General features: G+C 66.2%; 21 protein-coding genes. 12 read left to right on the forward strand and 9 right to left on the reverse strand.

The window, feature by feature from the left end; translation table 11 throughout:
- Window position 1: 1 nt before the first annotated feature.
- From ACFJI2_RS01700 to ACFJI2_RS01715, 4 genes are all read left to right on the forward strand, one after another.
- Window positions 2–2,395, forward strand: coding sequence for an aldehyde dehydrogenase family protein (locus tag ACFJI2_RS01700; protein ID WP_377703483.1), 2,394 nt, complete (start codon window positions 2–4; stop codon window positions 2,393–2,395).
- 115 nt (window positions 2,396–2,510) lie between these two features.
- A complete protein-coding gene (deoA, locus tag ACFJI2_RS01705; RefSeq protein WP_377703484.1) occupies window positions 2,511–3,833 on the forward strand; it encodes a thymidine phosphorylase in 1,323 nt (440 codons plus the stop codon).
- Window positions 3,834–3,931: 98 nt separating this feature from the next.
- Entirely contained in the window at window positions 3,932–4,339 is a 408-nt protein-coding gene (locus ACFJI2_RS01710; protein WP_161072562.1) for a cytidine deaminase, read from the forward strand.
- A 5-nt stretch (window positions 4,340–4,344) separates the two neighbouring features.
- On the forward strand, window positions 4,345–5,571 hold the full coding sequence (locus ACFJI2_RS01715; RefSeq protein WP_377703485.1) for a nucleoside deaminase: 1,227 nt from the start codon (window positions 4,345–4,347) through the stop codon (window positions 5,569–5,571).
- Here the strand turns inward: ACFJI2_RS01715 and ACFJI2_RS01720 are convergent.
- From ACFJI2_RS01720 to ACFJI2_RS01750, 7 genes are all read right to left on the reverse strand, one after another.
- Window positions 5,563–7,179, reverse strand: a complete 1,617-nt coding sequence (locus ACFJI2_RS01720; RefSeq protein WP_377703486.1) for a PQQ-binding-like beta-propeller repeat protein — start codon at window positions 7,177–7,179, stop codon at window positions 5,563–5,565. The genes ACFJI2_RS01715 and ACFJI2_RS01720 overlap by 9 nt on opposite strands.
- Before the next feature lie 74 nt (window positions 7,180–7,253).
- Window positions 7,254–7,697, reverse strand: a complete 444-nt coding sequence (locus tag ACFJI2_RS01725; protein ID WP_377703487.1) for a YybH family protein — start codon at window positions 7,695–7,697, stop codon at window positions 7,254–7,256.
- Entirely contained in the window at window positions 7,661–8,089 is a 429-nt protein-coding gene (locus tag ACFJI2_RS01730; protein ID WP_107876203.1) for a VOC family protein, read from the reverse strand. The genes ACFJI2_RS01725 and ACFJI2_RS01730 overlap by 37 nt, the downstream gene beginning before the upstream one ends.
- An 85-nt stretch (window positions 8,090–8,174) precedes the next feature.
- Entirely contained in the window at window positions 8,175–8,933 is a 759-nt protein-coding gene (locus ACFJI2_RS01735; protein WP_377703488.1) for a LytR/AlgR family response regulator transcription factor, read from the reverse strand.
- Complete coding sequence (locus ACFJI2_RS01740; RefSeq protein WP_377703489.1) at window positions 8,933–9,859, reverse strand: sensor histidine kinase; 927 nt, start codon at window positions 9,857–9,859, stop codon at window positions 8,933–8,935. Before ACFJI2_RS01740 ends, ACFJI2_RS01735 begins: the two co-directional genes overlap by 1 nt.
- Before the next feature lie 15 nt (window positions 9,860–9,874).
- The gene (locus tag ACFJI2_RS01745) at window positions 9,875–10,138 is read right to left on the reverse strand and encodes a hypothetical protein (RefSeq protein WP_377703490.1); all 264 of its coding nucleotides are present in this window, start codon (window positions 10,136–10,138) and stop codon (window positions 9,875–9,877) included.
- Window positions 10,139–10,272: 134 nt separating this feature from the next.
- Window positions 10,273–10,836: a GNAT family N-acetyltransferase gene (locus ACFJI2_RS01750; RefSeq protein WP_377703491.1), complete on the reverse strand. Its 564-nt coding sequence runs from the start codon at window positions 10,834–10,836 to the stop codon at window positions 10,273–10,275.
- A 113-nt stretch (window positions 10,837–10,949) separates the two neighbouring features.
- Between ACFJI2_RS01750 and ACFJI2_RS01755 the strand changes: the two genes are divergently transcribed.
- Window positions 10,950–12,044 (forward strand): collagen-binding domain-containing protein, encoded by a 1,095-nt coding sequence (locus tag ACFJI2_RS01755; protein WP_377703492.1) that lies wholly within the window; start codon window positions 10,950–10,952, stop codon window positions 12,042–12,044.
- Here the strand turns inward: ACFJI2_RS01755 and ACFJI2_RS01760 are convergent.
- Both ACFJI2_RS01760 and ACFJI2_RS01765 read right to left on the reverse strand, forming a co-directional pair.
- Complete coding sequence (locus ACFJI2_RS01760) at window positions 11,968–12,699, reverse strand: TetR/AcrR family transcriptional regulator (protein WP_377703493.1); 732 nt, start codon at window positions 12,697–12,699, stop codon at window positions 11,968–11,970. The genes ACFJI2_RS01755 and ACFJI2_RS01760 overlap by 77 nt on opposite strands.
- Window positions 12,700–12,713: 14 nt before the next feature.
- Entirely contained in the window at window positions 12,714–14,189 is a 1,476-nt protein-coding gene (locus ACFJI2_RS01765) for a PLP-dependent aminotransferase family protein (protein WP_377703494.1), read from the reverse strand.
- A 164-nt stretch (window positions 14,190–14,353) separates the two neighbouring features.
- Between ACFJI2_RS01765 and ACFJI2_RS01770 the strand changes: the two genes are divergently transcribed.
- The 7 genes from ACFJI2_RS01770 (at window position 14,354) to hydA (ending at window position 24,037) form a co-directional block, all read left to right on the forward strand.
- Window positions 14,354–15,670 carry an aspartate aminotransferase family protein gene (locus tag ACFJI2_RS01770; RefSeq protein ID WP_377703495.1) on the forward strand — a complete coding sequence of 439 codons (1,317 nt, stop codon included), beginning with the start codon at window positions 14,354–14,356 and terminating at the stop codon, window positions 15,668–15,670.
- Between the two features lie 19 nt (window positions 15,671–15,689).
- Window positions 15,690–16,805, forward strand: coding sequence for an alanine dehydrogenase (gene ald, locus ACFJI2_RS01775; protein ID WP_377703496.1), 1,116 nt, complete (start codon window positions 15,690–15,692; stop codon window positions 16,803–16,805).
- 14 nt (window positions 16,806–16,819) lie between these two features.
- Window positions 16,820–18,322: a CoA-acylating methylmalonate-semialdehyde dehydrogenase gene (locus ACFJI2_RS01780; protein WP_377703497.1), complete on the forward strand. Its 1,503-nt coding sequence runs from the start codon at window positions 16,820–16,822 to the stop codon at window positions 18,320–18,322.
- A 36-nt stretch (window positions 18,323–18,358) separates the two neighbouring features.
- Window positions 18,359–19,726 (forward strand): NAD(P)-dependent oxidoreductase, encoded by a 1,368-nt coding sequence (locus ACFJI2_RS01785; RefSeq protein ID WP_377703499.1) that lies wholly within the window; start codon window positions 18,359–18,361, stop codon window positions 19,724–19,726.
- On the forward strand, window positions 19,726–21,006 hold the full coding sequence (gene preA / locus ACFJI2_RS01790) for an NAD-dependent dihydropyrimidine dehydrogenase subunit PreA (protein WP_377703500.1): 1,281 nt from the start codon (window positions 19,726–19,728) through the stop codon (window positions 21,004–21,006). The genes ACFJI2_RS01785 and preA overlap by 1 nt, the downstream gene beginning before the upstream one ends.
- Before the next feature lie 133 nt (window positions 21,007–21,139).
- Window positions 21,140–22,624 (forward strand): NCS1 family nucleobase:cation symporter-1, encoded by a 1,485-nt coding sequence (locus tag ACFJI2_RS01795; RefSeq protein WP_377703501.1) that lies wholly within the window; start codon window positions 21,140–21,142, stop codon window positions 22,622–22,624.
- An 18-nt stretch (window positions 22,625–22,642) separates the two neighbouring features.
- Window positions 22,643–24,037, forward strand: a complete 1,395-nt coding sequence (gene hydA, locus ACFJI2_RS01800; RefSeq protein ID WP_377703502.1) for a dihydropyrimidinase — start codon at window positions 22,643–22,645, stop codon at window positions 24,035–24,037.
- Window positions 24,038–24,086 lie beyond the last annotated feature (49 nt).

The raw sequence follows: 24,086 nt of genomic DNA on the forward strand, positions 1-24,086 counted from the left end.
TATGCCAACTATCAACGAGATCCTCAATACCATGGAATACGGCCCGGCACCAGAAAGCCAGAAAGAAGCGCAAGCGTGGCTGGACCAGAAAGGCCGCCAGTTCGGCCTGTTCATCGACAACGCCTGGACCGATGCCGCAACGGGTGATGCGCTGTTCGCATCGAACAACCCGGCCGACGGCAAGGAGCTGGCCAAGCTGACGCAGGCCACCGGCGACGACGTCGACCGCGCAGTAGCTGCCGCGCGCCGCGCGCAGCCGGCCTGGCAAGGCCTGGGCGGCCATGGCCGCGCCAAGATCCTGTACTCCATCGCGCGCCTGATGCAGAAGCACTCGCGCCTGTTCGCCGTGCTGGAAACGCTGGACAACGGCAAGACCATCCGTGAAACCCGCGACGCCGACCTGCCGCTGGTGGCGCGCCACTTCTACTACCACGCAGGCTGGGCACAGCTGCAGGACGAGGAGTTCGCCAACCACCGTCCGGTGGGCGTGGTCGGCCAGATCGTGCCATGGAATTTCCCTCTCCTGATGCTGGCGTGGAAAATCGCCCCTGCGCTGGCCGCCGGTAACACCATCGTCTTCAAGCCGGCCGAGTTCACCTCGCTGACCGCCATGCTGTTCGCCGACATTTGCGTGCAGGCCGGCGTGCCGGCCGGCGTGGTCAACATCGTCACCGGCGATGGCCGCGTGGGCGAAGCCATCGTCAACCACGCGGGCATCGACAAGCTGGCCTTCACCGGCTCCACCGAAGTGGGCCGATTGATCCGCCAGGCCACCGCAGGCAGCGGCAAGAAGCTGTCGCTGGAACTGGGCGGCAAGTCGCCCTTCATCGTCTTCGAAGACGCCGACCTGGACGCCGCAGTCGAAGGCCTGGTCGATTCCATCTGGTTCAACCAGGGCCAGGTCTGCTGCGCCGGTTCGCGCCTGCTGATCCAGGAATCGGTGGAAGAGCGCTTCCTGAACAAGCTGCGCGCCCGCATGGACAACCTGCGCCTCGGTTCGCCGCTCGACAAGTCGATGGACATCGGCGCCCTGGTCGATCCGGTGCAGCGCCAGCGCATCCACGGCCTGGTGGAATCGGCGCGCAGCGAAGGCTGCACCGTGTACCAGCCGGCCGGCTGCGACATCCCGGCCGACGGCTCGTGGTTCCCGCCCACGCTGATCACCGGCGCGTCGACTTCCGCCGCCGTGGCGCAGGCCGAAATCTTCGGCCCCGTGCTGGTGGCGATGAGCTTCCGCACCCCGCCCGAAGCGGTCACCCTGGCCAACAACACCGTGTACGGCCTGGCTTCCTGCGTGTGGACCGAGAACATCTCGCTGGCGCTGGACGTGGCGCCGCAGATCAAGGCCGGCGTGGTGTGGATCAACACCGCCAACCAGTTCGACGCCGCTTGCGGCTTCGGCGGCTACCGCGAATCCGGCTACGGCCGTGAAGGCGGCCGCGAAGGCATGTACGAATACCTGGTGCCCGTGTCGGAAGACGCGCGCCCGGCAGCCCCGGTGCTGGCCGCGCCTGCGAAAGCCAAGGCAGCGCCGGCTACCACCGACGCATTCGCCATCGACCGCACCGCCAAGCTCTACATCGGCGGCAAGCAGGCCCGCCCGGACGGCGCCTACAGCCGCGCCATCCACGGCGCCGACGGCAAGTTCATCGGCGAAGTGGGCGAAGGCAACCGCAAGGACATCCGTAACGCCGTGGAAGCTGCGCACAAGGCCACCGGCTGGACCAAGGCCACCGCGCACAACCGCGCGCAGGTGCTGTTCTACATCGCCGAAAACCTGGCCGCGCGCGGCGAGGAATTCGCCGCCCGCATCGGCGCCATGACCGGCGCCAAGAATCCCGAGAAGGAAGTGCAAGCGGCCATCGAGCGCCTGTTCTACTGGGCGGCGTGGGCCGACAAGTACGACGGCCTGGCGCACCAGCCGCCGATGCACGGCATCACCGTGGCGCTGAACGAAGCGATCGGTGTGATCGGCATCGTGGCGCCGAACGAGTCGCCGCTGCTGGGCTTCATCTCGCTGGTGGCGCCGGCCATCGCCGTGGGCAACCGCGTGGTGGTGGTGCCGTCCGAAGCGCACCCGCTGTCGGCGACGGACCTGTACCAGGTGTTCGATACCTCCGACCTGCCGGGCGGCGTGGTCAACATCGTCACCGGTTCGGCGGACGAACTGGCGCGCACGCTGGCCTCGCACTCGGATGTGGACGCCGTATGGCGCCACGACGGCTCGGCCGCGGGCTGCGCCGAAGTGGAGCGCCTGTCGGCTGCCTCGCTGAAGCGCACCTGGACCGGCGGCGCCAAGGGGCGCGACTGGTACAGCACCGCGCAAGCGGGCGGCCGCGCCGTGCTGGCGCACGCCTCGCAAGTGAAAAACATCTGGATACCATACGGCGTGTAAGCGCCGGCGAGTTACGGCGGTTCCCGCCTGACCCGCCCTACGTGACCTGCCGGAACGGGCCGCAGACCATACCCTGGCCTGCGGCCAAAATACCTTACAGAATAGAGAGTAACCCATGTTCCTCACCCAAGAGATCATCCGCAAAAAGCGCGACAAGGGCGTGCTGAGCGCCGAAGAAATCCAGTTCTTCGTGCGCGGCATTACCGACGGCAGCGTCAGCGAAGGGCAGATCGCCGCGCTGGCCATGGCCGTCTACTTCAACGACATGAACATGGACGAACGCGTCGCCTTCACGCTGGCCATGCGCGACTCCGGCCAGGTGCTGGAGTGGAAATCCCTGAACCTGCCCGGTCCCGTGATGGACAAGCACTCCACCGGCGGCGTGGGCGACGTGGTATCGCTCATGCTGGGACCGATGATCGCCGCCTGCGGCGGCTTCGTGCCCATGATCTCCGGCCGCGGCCTGGGCCACACCGGCGGCACGCTCGACAAGTTCGACTCCATCCCCGGCTATTCCACCGTGCCCGACAACGACAAGTTCCGCAAAGTAGTACAGGACGTGGGCGTGGCCATCATCGGCCAGACCGCCTCGCTGGCGCCGTCCGACAAGCGCTTCTACTCCATCCGCGACGTCACCGCCACGGTGGAATCGGTGGCCATGATCACCGGCTCCATCCTGTCGAAGAAACTGTCGGCCGGTCTGGACGTGCTGGCCATGGACGTGAAAGTGGGCTCCGGCGCCTTCATGCCGAGCTACGAAAAATCCGTGGAGCTGGCCGAGAGCATCGTCACCGTCGGCAACGGCGCCGGCACGCTGACCTCCGCGCTGCTGACGGACATGAACGAATCGCTGTCGCCATGGGCCGGCAATGCGCTCGAAGTGCGCGGCGCGATCGACTACCTGACGGGCAAGTTCCGTCCCGCGCGCCTGCACGAAGTGACGATGGCGCTGTGCGCCGAGATGCTGGTGCTGGGCAAGCTGGCCGCCACCGAAACCGAAGCGCGCGCCAGGCTGCAGCACGCGCTCGATTCCGGCGAAGCGGCCGAGCGCTTCGCGCGCATGGTGACTGCGCTGGGCGGCCCGTCCGACCTGATGAGCAATATGGACAAGCACCTGGAGCAAGCGCCGGTGGTGGTGGACGTGCCCGCGCTGACCTCCGGTTACGCCAGCAAGACCGTCTGCCGCGACCTCGGCCTGGCGGTGGTCGCGCTGGGCGGCGGCCGCCGCCTGCCGACCGACAAGATCGACTTCGCTGTCGGCCTGACCGACCTGATCGAGCTGGGCCAGCCGGTGCAAGCCGGTCAGCCGCTGGCCAAGGTGCACGCCCGCACCGCCGCGGCCGCGCAAGCCGCCGTCGCCCAGGTCCAGGCCGCCTACACCATCGCCGGCACCGCCCCCGCCGCCAACCCGGTCATCTACCGCACCATCCGTCCATGACCGCCACACCAGCCGGCCTGAGCCGCATTCGGGGTCAGACCCCGAATGCGGCTCAGGCCGGCACCGACTGCGGCTCCGGTCGCTATTTGAGGGAAACAATGAATAACGAACAATTGATTGCGGAAGCTGCGCAGGCGCGGCTGAAGGCGTATACGCCGTATTCGAATTTCAAGGTCGGCGCGGCGTTGCTGACCAATGACGGCAAGGTGTTCCACGGCTGTAACGTGGAGAACGCGTCGTATGGACTGTGCAATTGCGCCGAGCGCACCGCGTTTTTCAGCGCCATCGCGCACGGCTACAAGCCGGGCGACTTCGACAAGCTGGCCGTCATCGGCGAGACCGACGGCCCGATCGCGCCGTGCGGCGCCTGCCGCCAGGTGACCCTGGAGCTGGGCGGCAACGAGCTGCCGGTGGTGCTGGCCAACCTGAAGGGCGATGTCTTTGAAACCACCGCGGCGGCGCAGCTGCCGAACGCCTTCGGCGGCGCGGACCTGAAGAAGAAGTAAGCATCTTGAAGAAGGTTATTGATGTACAGGCAGCGGTCGCCGTGGCGGCGGCCGAGGCCATCGTGGCGAAAACGCAGGGCACCTTCGGCGTCGGCGGCGCCATGCTGGATCAGACCGGCAAGGTGCTCAAGTCGCTGCACAACAACGTCATCCGCCAGGGCATGGTGTACGACCCGACGGCGCATGGCGAGCGCCAGCTGATCGACTGGTATTACGCCGAGCGCGCCAAGGGCACGCCGCTGCCCGAGCCGCAGGACATCACCATCGTCACCTCGCTGGACCCGTGCTGCATGTGCACCGGCGCCATCCTGGCCGGCGGCTTCAACGTGCTGGTGGCGGCCACCGATGCCAACGCGGGCATCAATTACGACAGCAGCGCCAATTTCGATGCGCTGCCCGAAGGCTTGCGCGCGCAGGCGCAGGCCACGTTCGGCTATCCGGCCGTGCTGGGCGACTCGCAGTACGCGCGCCCGGCGCACGGCATGGCGCCGAAGTCCTTCTTCATCGGGAAAACCATCGCCGAGCCGACGCAGGCTTTGTGCTCGCTGGTGTTCGAGGCCACGGCCAAGGGCGCGATGGCGCTGTTCAATGTGGACCCGCCGCGCGGCCAGCTGAAGGACCCGGCCACGCTGTCGCCCAAGCACGCCATCATCGTCGCGCTGAAGAAGGTGTTCCCGGAAGCGCTGTCGGTGCGCTGCGTGCCGCAGCGGCCGGATGTGCGCCTGGCGCCCGCCTTGAAGAAGGCCATGGCGCGCGACAAGGTGATGGGCGGGAAGGGCGATGCGGTGGCTTTGCTGGATTCGTTCGGCAACCTGCTGCTGTGCATGCCGGGGCGGCGCAACAAGTCGGGCATCCGCACCGCGTTCATGGAGTGCACGCGCGCTTATGCGCAGCTGCGCTTCAAGCTGCTCGACGGCGCCGGCGCCCGCGGCAGCGCGGAGCTGCGCGAGGAAATCCGCCAGTACCTGGGCCATCCGAAGGACGGCACGTTCGTGTTCGCCAACGGGCCGGATGACGGCGCGCTCAGTTTCATGGAGCTGGGCGCGTACGGGTCGACCATGGAGGGGGAGCTGCCGGAATCGAATCCGGCGCAGTTCCAGTATGTGCGGCCGGCCTTGCCGCAGCAGGCGCTGGAGCAGATCTGCCGCTCCATGCCGCCGCTGTACCGGCATCTGATCCGCATCCGCCCGGTGCAGGTGGCGGACGCGGAACTGGTGGCGGCCCTAGCGTAGGTTGATCGCCACCACGCCGTTGGTGGGGTGGGTGATGTAGAGGATGCCGTTCTCGGAAATGGCCATGCTGCCGCCGGCCGCGTATTCCCATACCACCGCATGCGTGGCCAAGTCCACCGCCACCACGCGCGATTGCGACGCGGCGAACACCAGGTTGTCGGTCGCCAGCACCTGGGTGTAGGGACTCCCGGCGCCCAGCGCCGGGCTGCTCCACAGCGGCGCGCCGGTAGCGGCGCTGCGCGCTTCCAGCTTGCCGCCGTTGATCGCGTACAGCACGTCTGCCACCAAGGCTGGATAGCTGGTGAAGCTCGACTGCACTTGCCAGTTCAGTTTCCCGGTTGCGATGTTGAACGCCGCCAGCGCACCGCCGGTGCTGTCGGAGTCGGTGACGAATAACTGTGTGGCCGACAGTACTGGCGCCATGGTGGCAGGCCCGCCGAAATACGGCAGGAAGCTGGCCGATGCGTAGGCGAGGGTGCCGCTGTTTGCATCGATGGCCAGCATCCAGCCCTGGCTGTAGTTGTACACCAGTGTGCCATCGGTCGACACGGCCCAGCCGCCGCCGGCGCGGCGCGAGTCCGTGAATTGCCACAAGCGCTTGCCGGTGGCCGGCTCGAATTTGGAGAGCGTGCCGGCATCGCCATATTGCCCGTACACCAGGTCGAACGAGATCAACGGCGCAGAGTAGTCGGCTGTCACGATGCCGGGATTGGTGGCTTGTGAAATCGGCTGGCCGGTGGCCAGGTTGAACAGGCGGTAGCTATTGCCGGCCGGACCGGCGCTGAACAGGCTCACGCTGCCGCTGGCCAGTACCGGCGCGCTGATCTGGCTCCAGTTGCCGAGGTTGGCGCGCCAGCGTTCCTGGCCCGTCGACTCCTCGATGGACTGCAGCTTCCACAGCGGCTCGGTGCCGGCAGCCGTTTCGCTGCTGATCAGATAGACACGCTGGTCGGCGATGACGACGGGATTGAAGCGGCGCGGCTTGCTGCTGTCCGGGTCCACCGACCAGCGGAAATTGAACGCCAGCGGCGTGAACGTGGCCGGTACGTAGCCGGTGCGTGCGGCATCATACTGCGGCTGCGTCCAGGCATGCAGGCCGGCCACCGCCGTCAGCGGGCTGAGCGTGCCGACTTTTTTCACCGTCAGCGTCACCGGTAGTTGCCACGGCGAGCCGGCCAGCGGCAGGCGGCAAGTGGCGGCCGCGTCGGTGCACAGCTTCACTTCGATGGTGCTGGTGTAGGTGCCGGGCAGCAGCGCGGCGCTGGTGGTGATGCGCGCCTCGTATTCCTGCGCCGAGAGCGCCGTCAGGCTGGAGTTGGCGAACAGGTCGGCCTTGGCCGCGATGGCGGCGTTGACGGTCGACGGGATGGCGACGTTGGACTTGATGCTGACCGTGAAGGTGGTCGCCGTGCCGGCGTTCTGCGCGACGGCCGGCGCCGACGGGGTCAGTGTCAGCACGATGGGCTCGGATGGTGCCGGCGGGGTGGTCGGCGGCGTGACGGTGCCGCCATTGCCGGTGCCGCCATTGCCTGTACCGGTACTGCCGCCGCCGCCGCAGGCGGCCAGCGTCAGCAGCGCGGCGGCCGCCATCATGTTGGGAAAGCTCAAGCGCATGTCGTCCTTTGGTGTTTCTTTAAAGCACCAGTATAGCGCAGCTGGATTTCCCTTGGAGCAATCGCTTATCAAATAGGCACGGGAACCAACAGATTGGCGTCGCGCGCCAGTTGCCAGGCGCCGCTGCTGTTGCGGCGGAACACCGACAGCGTGTGGCCGGCGCGGCGCATGCGCTGGCCGCCTTCGGCCAGCGGCAGCACGCGCACTTCGAGCGTGGTGCGGCACCAGGCCATGTCGCCGCACACTTCCACCTCGTCCACCGTGCTGTCCGGCTCGATGCGGTGCGTGGCCAGCATGGTGCGCAGGCCGGCCGCGAAGCCGTCGCGCCCGTGCATGGGCGGCTGGCCCGCCACCAGGAACACCACGTCCGGCGTCATCAGGGGCAGCACCTTGTCGATGTCGCCCTCCCGCGTGGCTTCCATCCACAGGGCGATCACGCGCCGGATGGCCAGTTCGTCCAGCATGGCCTGCTCCATCAGGCCGCCCACGGGTCGTAGGTGCCCACGCTCCATAGCTGGCCTTCCGGGTCGCGGCAGGTGAAGCCGCGCCCGCCGTATTCCTCGTCCTTGAGCGGCATCACGATGGGCGCGCCGGCCTCGACGGCGCGCTGGTGCACCAGGTCGGCGTCGTTTACCACCAGGTAGCAGCACTGCGTGACTTTCATGCCGGTGTCGGCCGGCTGCGTCATCAGCTCGCCGAACTCGGTGTTGAAGATGGAGCTGAGCATCACCATGCCGTTGCCGTAGGTGAGCTGGGCGTGCGCGATGGTGCCGTCTTCGTTCGGCACCACCAGGGCGCGCTCGAAGCCCAGCGTGCGGCATAGCCAGTTGATGGCGGCGGGCGCGTCGCGGTAGCGCAGGCAGGGCGTGATGGTGGCGCGTGTGTTCTTCGGTATGCTGGACATGTGCTCCCCCTAGTAGTGTGCTTGGTGTCCAAACAATATAGACCAGCAGGCGTGGGGGAGCAAATTGTTGCAGTGCGCGAGGATCTTACATTTGCTGGAATAAATGGGTGTTGCCGCGGCTGACTTCGAGCTCTTCGTCGGAATGGCGCACGCGCACCATCTGGCGCCCGCGCAGGTCGCGCTTGACCTCGCTGATCGCGTCCACCCGCACCAGGGTGGAGCGGTGGATGCGCCAGAATTCCTTCGGGTCCAGCTCGTCTTCCAGTTCCTTCAGCGTCTTGCGGATCAGCACTTCGCCTTCCATGGTCTGCACCCGCGTGTACTTTTCGTCGGCGCGGAAGAACAGCACTTCGCGCGTGCTGATCATGCGCAGGCTGCTGCCGACCTGGGCCTGTATCCACTTCAGGAATTCCTGCGGCTTGCGCTGCGTGGTGTGTGCCAGCAGCTGCGTCAGCTGGCGCTCGATGTTGTCGGGCGCCTTCCCCAGGCGCGCCTGCAGCCGCGCGCAGGTGGTCTTCAGGCGTTCGCCGCCGGCCGGCTTCAACAGGTAGTCCAGCGCGCCCTGTTCAAACGCTTCGATGGCGTACTGGTCGTAGGCGGTGACGAACACGATGTGGCAGCGGTTGAACAGCATGCGCGCCGCCTCGATGCCGGACAGGCCGGGCATGCGGATGTCGAGGAACACGATGTCCGGCTGGTGCAGCCCGGTCAGCGCGATCGCTTCCACGCCGTTGGCCGCTTCGGCCACGATCTGCAACTGTGGCCAGGCTTCGTGCAGGCGCGCGCGCAGCAGCTGGCGCATCGGTTCTTCGTCGTCGGCGATGATGGCGGTCGGCGTCTTCATCACAGCTTGCTCCCGGCGAAAATGTCGGGGGCGAAGGGCATGCGGATGATGGCGCGGGCGCCGCCGTCCAGCGGCGCTTCAATGATGAGCTGGGCGCGGCTGCCGTACAACAGGCGCAGGCGCTCGCGGATATTGGTCAGCCCCAGGCCGTCGCCGGCGTGCACGTCGAAGCCCACGCCGTCGTCCTGCACCTCGATCTGCAGCACATTGCCGGCGGCGGTGCTGCTGGCGCTGGCGCGGATGTCGATGCGGCCGCCTTCCACCTTGGGCTCCAGGCCGTGCTTGATGGCGTTTTCGATCAGCGTTTGCAGCATCATGGGCGGGAAGGAGGCGCTTAGCAAGTCCGGCGGCACGTCGATCGACACCGCCAGGCGCTCGCGCATGCGGGCCTGCATGATGGCCAGGTAGGCGCGCGACAGCTCGATCTGGCGGCCCAGCGTGCCGTTGCCTTTGGCGCGCATCTGCGGCAGCGTGGCGCGCAGGTAGTCGATCAGGTGGGCGTGGATCTTGGCGGCCTGCGGCGGATCGGTTTCGATCAGCTGGCCGATCAGGGCCAGGGTGTTGAACAGGAAGTGCGGCTCGACCTGGGCTTGCAGCGCGGCCATCTGCGCTTCGACCAGGCGGCGCTCCAGCGTTTCCGTGCCGGCCTGCTGTTCCGCCACGCGCGCCTCGCCCTCGGCGCGGCGCTTGCCGCCAGCCAGTACTTTCAAGCCGACTGAAAAGACGATGAACATCGCCACCGACTCGCCCAGCTTGAACGGCGAGGCCACGATCAGCGCCACCAGGGCGATCACGGCCAGCTTGCGCCATTCGACCTGGGCCAGCCAGTCGAAGAAGTTCCACCACAGGGTGCGGGCGGTGTCGCCCACCTCGCCGATAAACGCGACCAGGCTGCGGGTGCCTTTTTTGGTGCGGCTGAATGCCATTTCCATATTCCTTGCTTAGTTTTCTTTGTTCTCGTGGACGTGCTTGCTGGCATGGTGGCCGGCGATCAGTGCGATGGCGATCTTCAGCAGCAGGAAGATGGCGAACAGCGTCAGCGCCAGCGGCAGGATAGTCAGCAGCAGCGCCATCATTATGCAGCTTGCCAGCAGGGCAGGCCAGGACATGCGCGACAGCGCGCGGGTGAAGGCGCGGCCGATCTGTTGGGCTGCCGTGCCGACTTCGCGGAATACGCCGCCGATGGTGCGGTTGATGGTTTTCATGAGGACCTCCGTGGTTGGTATGGTCCCAATGTAGCAATCCGCGCCGCGCGCTGCAGCCGCTATCCGACGAATCGGCGTTTCTGCGGGATAAGCGGTGCGCTGCCGGTGCCGAACTGCGCAGGCTTATTCGCCGCTTATTCGCCGCGCGCGGCCTCCCAGTCCGCGCGCAGCAGGCCGAAGAAGTCGGTATCGCAGATCTCGCCGTTGACGATCCAGCGCTGGCGCAGATGGCCTTCATGCACGAAATGCAGGCGCTTGAGCAGCGCGGCCGAGCCGGCGTTGCGCGGGTCCACGTCCGCTTCAATGCGGTGCAGATCGAACGCTTCCAGGCTGTGGCCGATGGCGGCCGCCAGCGCTTCCTGCATATAGCCCTTGCCCCAGTGCGCGCGCGACAGGATGTAGCCCATCTCGCAGCGGCGGTTTTGCGGATTGAAGTGGTGCAGGCGGCAGGCGCCTACCAGTTCGCCGGTGTCGCGCAAGGTGATGCCCAGCGTGAAGATGGAACCGTCCTCGTAGCCGGCCAGGGTGGCTGCCACATGCGCTTCGGCCTGGGCCAGTTGCTCCCACGGTGGGCTGCTCCAGTAGCGCATGGTTTCCGGATCGGAATAGATGCCGTAGAGGGCAGGCGCGTCGTCCGCGCCGATGGGGCGCAAGACCAGCCGCTCGGTGCTTAACGTTATCTTGGGCAAGCTTGGCATATTTCTACCTATAAATTTAAATTTCCACTGGAACACAATCGGCGACGACTCGTGCTAAAATTGCACCTAATGTTACCACAATGCAAATAAATTAAAGTTGCGAAAGAAGCCAGATGCCGATTCGTTGCGCCGCCTCCACCCTGATCCTTGCCGCGTCCAGCCTGTTGCCGGCGACCGTGCATGCCTCGCCGCTGTCCGCGTCGGAAATCCTGCAGCAGTTTAATACCGTGGTACTGGGCAGCGCCACGTCCAGCTCGCATACCGATGGCCGTACCTACGTCGGCGGCGCGCTGTCCGGCGGCGATTACGTGCAGCACATCAACGATACGCCAGGCTCCAGCTATGCCGGCCTGACGGTGGCCGGTTCCGCCGCCAACGTCAAGGTCAACGGCCTGGGCGCGGTGATCGGCGGCAGCCTGAGCAACTCCACCGTCAACAGCGGCAACAGCGTGGTGTACGGCGGCGTCAGCAACAGCAACCTGAACGGCGCGGCCTACGTGGAAGGCGGCAGCTCCGGCAACTTCAACGGCGGCAAGCTGGCCACGCCAAGCGAGGCGATGCTGGCCAACGTGCTCGCCTCGACCTCCACCGATTTCGGCAGCGTGCTGGGCGGCCTGTCCGGCAGCCTCAAGTCGCTCGCGAGCACCGGCAGCTCGGTGGCGTTCGACGGCAACCTGGCCATCTTCAACGCCGTGGCCAATGCCAGCGGCGTGGCCGTGTTCGACCTGACCGCGATCGACACCGTGCTGTTCTCCAAAGGCGAGTTCCGCTTCAACCTGAACGGCGCCAGCAGCGTGATCCTGAACACCGACGTCAAGAGCGCCAACATCAGCGCCAACTTCCTGGGCGGCTCGGCGCAGCAATACGGCAGCAAGCTGCTGTGGAACTTCTACAACGCCACCGATATCACCATCAACAACCAGTGGGGCGGTTCGCTGCTGGCCAGCAGCGCCTACCTGACCAACAACCAGAACATCGAAGGCGGCGTGTTCGTCAACGGCTTGAACCAGCGCGGTGAAATCCACCTGCAGAGCTTTACCGGCAAGCTGGCCGGGGACGCCGCAGCCGGCGCGCCCGCCGCCAACGTGCCCGAACCGGGCAGCATGGCGCTGTTCGCCGCCGGCCTGGGTGTCATGGGCTGGCTGGCGCGCCGCCGCCGGGCTGCTCTGGCCCCAACCCTGGTTCCAGCCCCGGCCCCGGCCCGCTGATCGCGGCCAGCACCATGCGCACGATGGTGGCCTCGCCATCGTCGTAATCCTTGCGCGTGAGCTGCTTCTTGTCCAGCACCAGCGCCATCTGCGCCGAGAAGTCCGCGTAGGACTGCGTCATGGCCCAGATCATGAAGATCAGATGGGTGGCGTTCAGCGGCGCGATGCGTCCCGCCGCAATCCATTTCTCAAACACGTCGATATCCTTGCGCAGCAGCGGCACCACGCGGCTCCTGATCTGCTCGCCGTACAGCTGCGCGCCGCTGATGACCTCCATCGCGTACACCCTGGACGCCCACGGCTGCTCGCGCGAGAAGCGCAGCTTGGCCTGGATGTAGGCGCGCAGCACGTCGCGCGGGTCGTGTTCCTCGTCGGCCAGGCTTTCCATGCGCTTGAGCCAGTCGTCCAGCACGTCGTCCAGCACGCGCTGGTAGAGCGCCTGCTTGGTCGGGTAGTAGTACATCAGGTTCTGCTTGGACATCTCGGCCGCGTCCGCGATGGCAGCGATGGAGGTGCCTTCGTAGCCGCATTCGGCGAACATGCGCACCGCCACTTGGGCGATATCCGCTTCCAGCTTGTCGCGGTTGATGACGCGGCGCTTGACCTTGGGCGCGGCGGCAAGGCCGGGAACGATATTCAGTTTGGTCTCAGGCATGGCGGACTCTCTGGCTAGGGTCGGACGGACTGCAGGAACTGGCGCAGCTGCGGGCTGTCGCTGTAGGCTGCGTTGAAGCGGAACCAGATGCTGGCGCTGGGGCGCAGCATGAAAAACTCGCCCGGCGAGAGCAGGATGCCGGCTTTCAGCGCCAGGTCGGCCACGGTGCGGCCGTTCATGGCGGGCGAGGGCGGCGTCTCCCAGCCGGCGCTGACGAACATGCCGCCGCGCGGCTGCGCCAGCGGCTGCAAGCCGGCCGCCGCCAGGTTCTCCATGCTGCGCCGGCGGCCTTCCTCCAGCTGGCCCGCCAGCTTCTCCACCATGCGCCGGTAGGGCCGCGCGGTAATCGCGTGGAACACGGCGCGCTCGTTGATCTCGGACGTGGTGAGCCCGGCCAGCATCTTCACGCGCAGCAGCTCCGGCAGCAGCGAGCTGGAAGCGCAGATGGAGCCCACCCGCAGCACCGGCGACAGTGTCTTGGAAAAACTGCCCACGCGGATCACGCGCCGCAAGCCGTCCATGGCCGCCAGCGACGCTTCGCCGCGCGGCGTGAGTTCGCGGTAGATATCGTCCTCCACCAGCCAGAAATCGAACTGCTCGGCCAGGGCCAGCAAGCGGTGCGCCTGCGCGTGCGTGAGCGAGGTGCCGAGCGGGTTTTGCAGCACGGTGTTGACGAACATCAACTTGGGGCTGTGCGCCCTGGCTTGCTCGGCCAGCGCCGCCATGTCCAGGCCATGGGCGTCGCGCGGGATGCCGACCGGGATGCAGCCATGGTGGCGTATCAGCGACAGCAGGTTGCTGTAGCCGGGGTCTTCCACCAGCACCGTGTCGCCCGGCTTGGTGAGCGTGCGCAGCACCAGGTCGAAGGCGTGGGTCGCGCCGTGCGTGAGCAGGATCTGCTCCGGCTCCACCGGATAGAGTTCCTCGGTCAGCACCGCCGCCATGTGCTGGCGCAGCGTGGGAAAACCGAGCGGGTGGCCGTAGCCGCGCAGCCGGTTGGCGGGAATGCGCATGGCGTGGCGCACGGCGTCCAGGATGGTGTCCTCGCCGTACCATTCCGGCGGCAGCCAACCGGCTCCCACCGGCAGCGCTTCGGAGACGCCGGAATACAGCTCGGGCGTGAGCGCGTCGATATGGAGCGGGGTCGGGTGGTGGGGCTGCGGCAGCAGCGTGGCGGGAACATCCTGGCGGGCCACGAAATAGCCGGAACCGCGGCGCGAGGACAACAGGCCCAGCGTCACGAGGCGGTCGTAGGACTCGACAACTGTAAAGGTGGACACGCCATTACACTTTGCGAATTGTCTCACCGAGGGCATTTTTGTGCCGATGCGCAACTCCCGCCGCGCTACCATGCCCGTGATGGCCGAGACGATCTGATCGACCAGGCTGCCGAGGCTGCCCTTGCCGGCCCGTTCTATGGACAGCACGGGCCAGCCGCCGCCATCGTCCTGGGCGCAGCCCTGCTCGCTTGCTGTTACTGCCTCGTCCATCAACTGGCTCTCCGTTTCAAACTGTATCGTTTTTGCTGCCTGTACGGTTGGCTGGTTTTGCTGATTGTGTATCTGTGCCATAGTGAAGCGGCTGACTATTATTGCACCATGATTTTGCCAACTGGTAAAGACTTTTACGGTTTGTAAAAAATAAGGAGAAATGCATGAACGAGTCCAGACCAGCATCCATGTCGTCGTTTTGGATGCCTTTTACGAACAACCGCGATTACAAGGCCAATCCGCGCCTGCTGGTGTCGGCCGAAGGCGTGTACTACAAGGACGTGGACGGCAACGCGATCCTCGACGGCACGGCAGGCCTGTGGTGCGTGCCCTGCGGCCACGCGCAGCCCAGGATCGTGGCGGCGGTGCGCGAGATGATAGGCCAGCTCGATTTCGCGCCGACCTTCCAGATGGGCCACCCGGCCGCCTTCGACCTGGCCGAAAAGCTGATGGACTACACCGGCCACAAGTTCGGCCACGTGTTCTACACCAACTCCGGCTCCGAAGCCGTGGACACTGCGCTCAAGATCGCGCTGGCCTACCACAAGGCGCGCGGCGAAGCGAGCCGCACGCGCCTGATCGGCCGCGAGCGCGGCTACCACGGCGTGGGCTTCGGCGGCATCTCGGTGGGCGGCATCGCCGGCAACCGCAAGCCCTACGGCGTGATGCTGCCCGGCGTGGACCACCTGCCGCACACCCACAACCTGGAAAAGAATGCCTACACGCGCGGCGAGCCTGAGTACGGCGCCAACCTGGCCGACGAGCTGGAACGCATCGTCGCGCTGCACGACGCGTCCACCATCGCGGCCGTGATCGTGGAGCCGGTGGCCGGTTCCACCGGCGTGCTGATCCCGCCCAAGGGCTACCTGAAGCGCCTGCGCGAACTGTGCACCAAGCACGGCATCCTGCTGATCTTCGATGAGGTGATCACCGGCTTCGGCCGCCTCACCACGCCGTTCGCGGCCGACTACTTCGGCGTGGAGCCGGACATGATGACCACCGCGAAGGGCCTGACCAACGGCGTGATTCCGATGGGCGCGGTGTTCTCGAAAAAATTCATCCACGACGCCTTCATGGAAGCGCCGGCCGGCATCGAACTGTTCCACGGCTATACCTATTCGGGCCATCCGGTGGCTTGCGCCGCCTCGCTGGCGACGCTGGAAGTGTTCAAGGAGCAGAACATCCTTGAACACGCCAAGGGCATCCAGGAATACTGGGCCGACGCGGTGCATTCGCTGAAAGGCCTGCCGCATGTGATCGACATCCGCAGCATCGGGCTGATTGCCGGCATCGAGCTGGCGCCGATCGAGGGCAAGCCGGGCGCGCGCGCCTTCAGCGCCTTCAAGCAGGCCTTTGCGGACGGCATCCTGATCCGCACCACCGGCGACATCATTGCGCTGTCGCCGCCGCTGGTGTTCGAGAAGAAGCACATCGACGAACTGTTTGGGAAGCTGGCCAAGGTACTGAAAAATCTAGACTAAAACCCACAAGGAGACAGTCATGCTAGTAGGCGTACCGAAAGAGATCAAAAATCAGGAATCCCGCGTTGGCCTTACCCCGGCCAGCGTGAAAGAGCTGGTCCTGCGCGGACACCAGGTGCTGGTGCAGAAAAACGCAGGCGCGGCCATCGGTCTGACCGACGCGATGTACCAGGGCTCGGGCGCTTCCATTATCGATACGGCGGCAGAGATCTTCGCGCGCGCGGAGATGATCGTGAAGGTGAAGGAACCGCAGCCGCAGGAATGCGCCATGCTGCGCGAAGGCCAGATCCTGTACACCTATCTGCACCTGGCTCCGGACCCGGAGCAGACCCGCGCGCTGGTGAAATCCGGCGCGGTCTGCATCGCGTACGAAACCATCACCGGCGTCAACGGCGGCTTGCCGCTGCTGGCGCCGATGAGCGAAGTGGCGGGCCGCATGTCCATCCAGGCCGGCGCCGCCCACCTGGAGAAATCCAAGGGCGGCATGGGCCTGCTGCTGGGCGGCGTGCCGGGCGTGGCGCCGGGCCACGTGGCCATTATCGGCGCCGGCGTGGTGGGCACCAATGCGCTGCAGATCGCGGTCGGCATGGGTGCGCGCGTGACGGTGCTCGACAAAAGCGTGGACCGCCTGCGCCAGCTGGACCTGGTGTTCGGCAACCGCGTCTCCACCATGTACTCCAACGCGCACACCATCGAGGAAGCGGTGCTGGACGCGGACCTGGTGATCGGCGGCGTGCTGGTGCCCGGCGCGGCCGCGCCCAAGCTGGTGACCAAGGACATGATCTCGCGCATGAAGAAAGGTGCGGTGGTGGTGGACGTGGCCATCGACCAGGGCGGCTGCTTCGAAACCTCGCACGCCACCACGCACGAGCAGCCCACCTTCATCGTGGACGGCGTGGTGCACTACTGCGTGGCCAATATGCCGGGCGCGGTGGCGCGCACCTCCACCTTCGCGCTCAACAACGCCACCATCGGCCACGCCGTGGCGCTGGCCGACAAGGGCTGGAAGCGCGCCATGCAGGCCAACCCGCACCTGAAGAATGGATTGAACGTTTGCCAGGGCCACGTCACCTATGAAGCGGTGGCGCACGGCCTGGGCTACCCCTATATTTCGGCCGACTCCCTGTTGGCCTGACCGGAGCAAGCAGCATGAACGATTTAGATACCATCACCCATTACATCAACGGCGCCAAGGCCGACACGCAAGGCGGCCGCTATGCGGACGTGTTCAATCCCGCGCTGGGCGAGCCGGTGGCGCGCGTGGCGCTGGGCACGGCGCAGGAAGTGGATGCGGCCGCGCAAGCCGCCGCCGCCGCCTTCCCGTCCTGGTCCGCCACGCCGCCGCTGACGCGCGCCCGCGTGCTGTTCAAGTACCTGCAGCTGTGCCAGCAGCACACCGACGAATTCGCCGCCATGCTCACCCGCGAGCACGGCAAGACCTTCAGCGACGCGCAAGGCGAAGTGGCGCGCGGCATCGAGATGGTGGAGTTCGCGGTGGGCATACCGCAGATGCTGAAAGGAGAATTCACCGACCAGATCTCGCGCGGCATCGACGCCTGGTCCATGCGCCAGCCGCTGGGCGTGGTGGCCGGCATCACGCCATTCAACTTCCCGGTGATGGTGCCGATGTGGATGTTCCCGGTCGCCATCGCCTGCGGCAATACCTTTGTGCTCAAGCCATCCGAACGCGATCCGTCGCCTTCGCTGCTGCACGCCAGGCTGCTCAAGGAAGCCGGCCTGCCGGACGGCGTGTTCAACGTGATCCAGGGCGACAAGGTGACGGTGGACGCCATCCTCGACCACCCGGTGGTGCAGGCGGTGAGCTTCGTCGGCTCCACGCCGATTGCCGAATACATCTACGCGCGCGGCAGCGCAAGCGGCAAGCGCGTGCAGGCCTTGGGCGGCGCCAAAAACCACATGGTGGTGATGCCGGACGCGGACATGGACATGGCGGTCGATGCGCTGATGGGCGCGGCCTACGGTTCGGCCGGCGAACGCTGCATGGCGATCTCCGTGGTGGTGGCCGTGGGTGACGCGGGCGACAAGCTGGTGGGCGCACTGAAACAGCGCACCGCTGCACTGAAAGTACGCGACGGCATGGAGGCGGGCGCTGAAATGGGGCCTGTCGTCACCAGCGCGGCCAAGCAGCGCATCGAGCGCCTGATCGGCGAAGGCGTGGAGCAGGGCGCGGAACTGGTGGTCGATGGCCGCAACTTCAAGGTGCCGGGACGCGAGAACGGCTTCTTCGTCGGCGGCACGCTGTTCGACCACGTGACCCCGGACATGACGATCTACAAGGAAGAAATCTTCGGCCCCGTGCTGTGCGTGATGCGCTGTCCGGACGTGGTGCACGCGGTGGAACTCATCAACAGCAACGAGTACGGCAACGGCGTGGCCATCTTCACGCGCGACGGCGGCGTGGCGCGCGAATTCGTGCGCCAGATCCAGGTGGGCATGGTGGGCGTGAACGTGCCGCTGCCGGTGCCGATGGCTTTCAACAGTTTCGGCGGATGGAAGCGCAGCCTGTTCGGCGACCATCACGCCTACGGTCCGGAAGGCGTGCGTTTCTACACGCGCCACAAGGCCGTGATGCAGCGCTGGCCCAACACCGCCAGCGCTGGCGCGGAATTTGCATTTCCGCAGATGAAGTGACTTTTCAAGAGCCTGGACAAAACACGGGATGACAACATGATCGCCACACTCACTCATTTACCGCAGCCGAAAGCCACGAACGCCGAGTTGGGCGAACACTTCACCGACCTGGCGCCGCCGCTCAACGCGCGCCAGGCGGCGATAGAAAGCGCGCGCTGCCTGTACTGCTACGACGCGCCGTGCACGCGCATCTGCCCGTCCGAAATCGACGTGGCCAGCTTCATCCGCAACATCCACGACCACAACGTGAACGGCGCGGCGGTGGGCATCCTGAAGCAGAACATCCTCGGCGGCAGCTGCTCGCGCGTGTGCCCCACGGAGATCCTGTGCGAGGACGCCTGCGTGCGCAACCACGAAGCCGAAGGCCAGCCGGTGAAGATCGGCCTGCTGCAGCGCTACGCGCTGGACAACATGACCATCACGCAGCACCCCTTCCAGCGCGCGCCGTCCACCGGCAAGAAGATCGCCGTGGTGGGCGCCGGGCCGGCAGGCCTGTCGTGCGCGCACCGCCTGGCCATGCTGGGCAACGACGTGGTGATCTACGAGGCGCAGGAAAAGTCCGGCGGCTTGAACGAGTACGGCATCGCCAAGTACAAGCTGACCAACGATTTCGCGCAGAAGGAAGTCGAATTCCTGCTCGGCATAGGCGGTATCGAAGTACGGCACGGCCAGAAGCTGGGCGGCAACCTGCAGCTGAAAGACCTGCACGCGCAGTACGACGCCGTGTTCCTCGGCCTGGGCCTGGGCGCCAGCCGCCAGCTGGGCCTGACCGGCGAGGACGCGCCCGGCCTGCTGGCGGCGGTGGACTACATCTCGGCGCTGCGCCAGGCGGACGACCTGAGCAAGCTGCCGGTGCCCAAGCGCGCCATCGTCATCGGCGCGGGTAATACGGCCATCGATATGGCGGTGCAGATCCAGCGCCTGGGCGCGGAGGAAGTGACGCTGGTGTACCGGCGCGGCTTCGACGACATGAGCGCCACCCACCATGAGCAGGACATCGCCAAGGCGAACCAGGTGCGCATGCGCACCTGGGCCGCGCCGCAGCAGGTGCTGCTGGACGGGGACGGCAAGGTGTGCGGCATGCGCTTCGAGAACACGGTGCTGGAGAACGGCCGCCTGATCGGCACCGGCGTCACTTTCGAACTGCCGGCCGATGCGGTGTTCAAGGCCATCGGCCAGAGCATGGACGGCGCCAGCCTGTCGGACGCGATGGCGTCCGCCATCAAGCGCGAGGGCGACAAGATCCACGTGGACGGGCATTACCGCACCGTGGTGCCGGGCGTGTACGCGGGCGGCGACTGCGTGGCGCCAGGGCAGGACTTGACGGTGCAGGCGGTGCAGCACGGGAAGCTGGCAGCGCAGGCGATTCATCACGACATACTTTCCAAAGTGGAGGCTGCATAATGGCCGATCTGAGCGTCAACTTCTGCGGCATCAAATCGCCTAACCCGTTCTGGCTGGCCTCCGCGCCGCCGACCGACAAGGCGTACAACGTGGTGCGCGCATTCGAAGCAGGGTGGGGCGGCGTGGTGTGGAAAACGCTGGGCGAGGACCCCGCCGCCGTCAACGTGTCGTCGCGCTATTCGGCGCACTACGGCAAGAACCGCGAAGTCCTGGGCTTCAACAACATCGAGCTGATCACCGACCGCTCGCTGGAGATCAACCTGCGCGAGATCACCGAGGTGAAGAAGGCCTGGCCGGACCGCGCCATCGTCGTCTCGCTGATGCTGCCGTGCGAAGAGAAACTGTGGGCCGACATCCTGCCGCTGGTGGAAGCCACCGGCGCGGACGGCATCGAGCTGAATTTCGGCTGCCCGCATGGCATGCCGGAGCGCGGCATGGGCGCGGCCGTGGGCCAGGTGCCCGAGTACGTGGAAATGGTGACGCGCTGGTGCAAGACGCACTGCAAGCTGCCGGTCATCGTCAAGCTCACGCCCAACATCACCGACGTGCGGGCGCCGGCACGCGCGGCCAAGGCCGGCGGGGCGGACGCGGTTTCGCTGATCAACACCATCAATTCCATCACGCACCTGGACCTGGACCGCATGGTGGCCTTCCCGGCCGTGGGCAATGCCAGCACGCACGGCGGCTACTGCGGCTCGGCGGTGAAGCCGATCGCGTTGAACATGGTGGCCGAGATCGCGCGCGACCCGCAGACCAGGGGGCTGCCGATTTCGGGCATCGGCGGCATCGGCAACTGGCAGGACGCGGCCGAGTTCATCGCGCTGGGCGCGGGCTGCGTGCAGGTGTGCACGGCGGCCATGCTGCACGGCTTCCGCATCGTCGAGGAGATGAAAGACGGGCTGTCGCGCTGGATGGACGAGAAGGGCTACCAGAACGTCGGCGAATTCATGGGCAAGGCGGTGCCGAACACCACCGACTGGAAATACCTGGACATGAACTACCATGTGATCGCGCAGATCAACCAGGACGAATGCATCAAGTGCGGGCGCTGCTACGTGGCCTGCGAGGACACCTCGCACCAGTCGATCGCGCAGCTGATCGACGCGGCGGGCGTGCGCACCTATGAGGTGATCAAGGAGGAGTGCGTGGGCTGCAACCTGTGCGAGATCACCTGTCCCGTGCAGGGCTGCATCACCATGGTGCCGCAGGATACCGGCAAGCCCTACATGAACTGGACGCAAGATCCGCGCAACCCGCGCCGCGAGGTCAAAGCCGCGTAAGATATGGATCACGCACAACGGTGGCATCACGGCATAATGGGCCGCACGCAACGGTAGTGACGTAGGGCGGGTTAGGCGAAGCCGTAACCCGCCAAGAGCCGCCAAGAACCCGCAACCTCCCGGGAGAGATGCAGTGAACAACGATTTGTCCGGCAGCACCCAACTCTGGAACGAAGACCTGGCGCCCACCAGCGCCGCCCAGCGCACCTGGCGCTGGTATCACTTTGCCGCCCTGTGGGTCGGCATGGTGATGTGCATCCCGGCCTACACCCTGTCGGCCAGCCTGATCGAAGGCGGCATGTCGGCCTACCAGGCCGTCTTCACCGTCTTCCTCGCCAACGCCATCGTGCTGCTGCCCATGCTGGCCATCGGCCACGCCGGCACCAAGTACGGCATCCCCTACGCCGTGCTGGCGCGCGCTTCCTTCGGCACCGCCGGCGCGCGGCTGCCTGCACTGATGCGCGCCATCGTCGCCTGCGGCTGGTACGGCATCCAGACCTGGTTCGGCGGACAGATGATCTACACCCTGATCGGCGTGCTGCTCGGCGGCGAGATCGGCGGCGCCAAGATCGCCGGCCTGGGCATCAACGGCATGCAGCTGTTGTGCTTCCTGGCCTTCTGGGCCATCCAGTTCTGGTACATCGTGCACGGCATGGACGCCATCCGCAAGCTGGAAACCTACACCGCACCGCTGAAGATCCTGATCTGCTTCGTGCTGCTCGGCTGGGTGTACCAGAAGGCCGGCGGCTTCGGCCCATTGCTGGAGCAGCCATCGCAGTTCGTCGAAGGCGGCAAGAAGGCCGGCCAGTTCTGGTCCTCGTTCTGGCCTTCGCTGACCGCCATGGTCGGTTTCTGGGCCACGCTGGCGCTGAACATTCCCGACTTCACCCGCTTCGCCAAGACCCAGCGCGACCAGCTGGTGGGCCAGAGCGTCGGCCTGCCCGTGCCCATGGGGCTGCTGGCCGCGCTGGCGGTGATCGTCACCTCCGCCACCGTGGTCCTGTACGGCAAGGCGATCTGGGACCCGGTGGACCTGGCCAGCCGCATGACCGGCGTGGCCGTGCTGGTGGCGCTGGTGATCCTGCTGATCGATACGGTGAGCGTGAACCTGGCCGCCAACCTGGTCGGCCCGGCGTACGACTTCTCCGCGCTGGCGCCCAAGCACATCAGCTACCGCGCGGGCGGCTACATCACCGCCTCCATCGCGCTCGTCATGATGCCGTGGAAAGTGCTGGAGTCCACCCAGGGCTACATCTTCACCTGGTTGATCGGCTATTCCGCGCTGCTGGGTCCCATCGCCGGCATCCTCATTGTCGACTACTACCTGATCCGCAAGACGGAGCTGAACGTGGAGCAGCTGTACCGCGAGGACGGCCAGTATTCCTACGTGGCAGGCTGGAACAGCGCGGCCATCGTCGCCTTCATCCTGGGCGTGGTGCCGAACATTCCAGGCTTCCTGAACGCGGCCTTCCCGGCGTCCTTCCCCGGCGTGGGCGACGCCTTCAAAACGATTTATACATATGCCTGGTTTGTCGGCATTGCCATTTCTGCGCTGGTGTACGGCGTGGTGATGAAGGGCAGGGCAGCGGCGGCGCTGCGCCCGGCCGCCCAGCCCTAATTTCAGGAGAACCGCAACATGACCACCATTATTCGCGGCGGTACCGTCGTCAACGCCGACCGGGCGTTCAAGGCCGATGTGCTGTGCTACGGCGACAAGATCGTCGCCGTGGGCGAGAACCTGGACGCACCGGCGTCCGCCACCGTCATCGACGCCAGCGGCCAGTACGTGATGCCGGGCGGGATAGATCCGCACACCCACATGAACCTGCCCTTTATGGGCACGGTGACGGCGGACGACTTCTTCACCGGCACCGCCGCCGGCCTGGCGGGCGGCACCACCACCATCATCGATTTCGTCATCCCCAGCCCGCAGCAGCCTCTGATGGAGGCTTACCACCAGTGGCGCGGCTGGGCGCAGAAGGCGGCCGGCGACTACACCTTCCACGTCGCCATCACCTGGTGGGACGAGTCGGTGCACCGCGACATGGGCACGCTGGTGCGCGACCACGGCGTGAACAGTTTCAAGCACTTCATGGCCTACAAGAACGCCATCATGGCCGACGACGAAACGCTGGTGAAAAGCTTCCGCCGCTGCCTGGAGCTGGGCGCCATCCCCACCGTGCACGCGGAGAATGGCGAACTGGTGTTCCAGCTGCAGCAAGACCTGATCCGCCAGGGGCTGACCGGGCCAAGCTCGCATCCGCTGTCGCGCCCACCCGCAGTGGAGGCGGAAGCGGCCAACCGCGCCATCGCCATTGCGGACGTGATGCACACGCCGCTCTACATCGTGCACGTGTCGTGCCAGGAATCGCTGGAGGCGATCACGCGGGCGCGCGCCAACGGCCAGCGCGTATACGGCGAAGCGCTGGCCGGCCACCTGGTCATCGACGACAGCGTGTACCAGCACGAGGATTTCGAATTCGCCGCGGCGCACGTGATGAGCCCGCCGTTCCGCAGCAAGCAGCACCAGGCTGCGCTGTGGCACGGCCTGCAGGGCGGGAACCTGCACACCACCGCCACCGACCACTGCACCTTCTGCGCCGAGCAGAAGGCGGCCGGGAAAAATGACTTCAGCAAGATCCCGAACGGCTGCGGCGGCGTGGAAGACCGCATGGCCGTAGTGTGGGATGCGGGCGTAAACACCGGCCGCCTCACACCATCCGAATTCGTCAAGGTAACGTCGGCCAACGCGGCCCAGATCTTCAACATCTATCCGCGCAAAGGCCTGATCGCGGTTGGCTCGGACGCCGATATCGTGGTGTGGGACCCCGAGGCCACGCGCACCATCTCCGCCAAGACCCAGCACGCGAAAGGCGGCTTCAACGTCTTCGAAGGCCGCACGGTGAAAGGCATCCCCACCACCACGCTGGCGGGGGGGAAAGTGGTCTGGCACAAGGGCGAGCTGCGCGCGAAGGAAGGCGCCGGCCGCCATATCGACCGCCCCGCGTTCAAACCCGTCACCGCCGCGTAGGGCGGGTTAGCGGGCACCGCGTAACCCGCCGGGAGCAGCCGGCGGCCCG

It is taken from the genome of Pseudoduganella sp. UC29_71, from assembly GCF_042693265.1.
Taxonomy (GTDB): domain Bacteria; phylum Pseudomonadota; class Gammaproteobacteria; order Burkholderiales; family Burkholderiaceae_D; genus Rugamonas.

Bases quoted from the DNA above. Each gene is read 5' to 3' on its own strand.
- ACFJI2_RS01700 (WP_377703483.1), top strand. From the start codon at position 2: ATGCCAACTATCAACGAGATCCTCAATACCATGGAATACGGCCCGGCA.
- deoA (WP_377703484.1), top strand. From the start codon at position 2,511: ATGTTCCTCACCCAAGAGATCATCCGCAAAAAGCGCGACAAGGGCGTG.
- ACFJI2_RS01710 (WP_161072562.1), top strand. From the start codon at position 3,932: ATGAATAACGAACAATTGATTGCGGAAGCTGCGCAGGCGCGGCTGAAG.
- ACFJI2_RS01725 (WP_377703487.1), bottom strand. From the start codon at position 7,697: ATGGAGCGTGGGCACCTACGACCCGTGGGCGGCCTGATGGAGCAGGCC.
- ACFJI2_RS01730 (WP_107876203.1), bottom strand. From the start codon at position 8,089: ATGTCCAGCATACCGAAGAACACACGCGCCACCATCACGCCCTGCCTG.
- ACFJI2_RS01735 (WP_377703488.1), bottom strand. From the start codon at position 8,933: ATGAAGACGCCGACCGCCATCATCGCCGACGACGAAGAACCGATGCGC.
- ACFJI2_RS01740 (WP_377703489.1), bottom strand. From the start codon at position 9,859: ATGGCATTCAGCCGCACCAAAAAAGGCACCCGCAGCCTGGTCGCGTTT.
- ACFJI2_RS01745 (WP_377703490.1), bottom strand. From the start codon at position 10,138: ATGAAAACCATCAACCGCACCATCGGCGGCGTATTCCGCGAAGTCGGC.
- ACFJI2_RS01750 (WP_377703491.1), bottom strand. From the start codon at position 10,836: ATGCCAAGCTTGCCCAAGATAACGTTAAGCACCGAGCGGCTGGTCTTG.
- ACFJI2_RS01755 (WP_377703492.1), top strand. From the start codon at position 10,950: ATGCCGATTCGTTGCGCCGCCTCCACCCTGATCCTTGCCGCGTCCAGC.
- ACFJI2_RS01760 (WP_377703493.1), bottom strand. From the start codon at position 12,699: ATGCCTGAGACCAAACTGAATATCGTTCCCGGCCTTGCCGCCGCGCCC.
- ACFJI2_RS01765 (WP_377703494.1), bottom strand. From the start codon at position 14,189: ATGGACGAGGCAGTAACAGCAAGCGAGCAGGGCTGCGCCCAGGACGAT.
- ACFJI2_RS01770 (WP_377703495.1), top strand. From the start codon at position 14,354: ATGAACGAGTCCAGACCAGCATCCATGTCGTCGTTTTGGATGCCTTTT.
- ald (WP_377703496.1), top strand. From the start codon at position 15,690: ATGCTAGTAGGCGTACCGAAAGAGATCAAAAATCAGGAATCCCGCGTT.
- ACFJI2_RS01780 (WP_377703497.1), top strand. From the start codon at position 16,820: ATGAACGATTTAGATACCATCACCCATTACATCAACGGCGCCAAGGCC.
- ACFJI2_RS01785 (WP_377703499.1), top strand. From the start codon at position 18,359: ATGATCGCCACACTCACTCATTTACCGCAGCCGAAAGCCACGAACGCC.
- preA (WP_377703500.1), top strand. From the start codon at position 19,726: ATGGCCGATCTGAGCGTCAACTTCTGCGGCATCAAATCGCCTAACCCG.
- hydA (WP_377703502.1), top strand. From the start codon at position 22,643: ATGACCACCATTATTCGCGGCGGTACCGTCGTCAACGCCGACCGGGCG.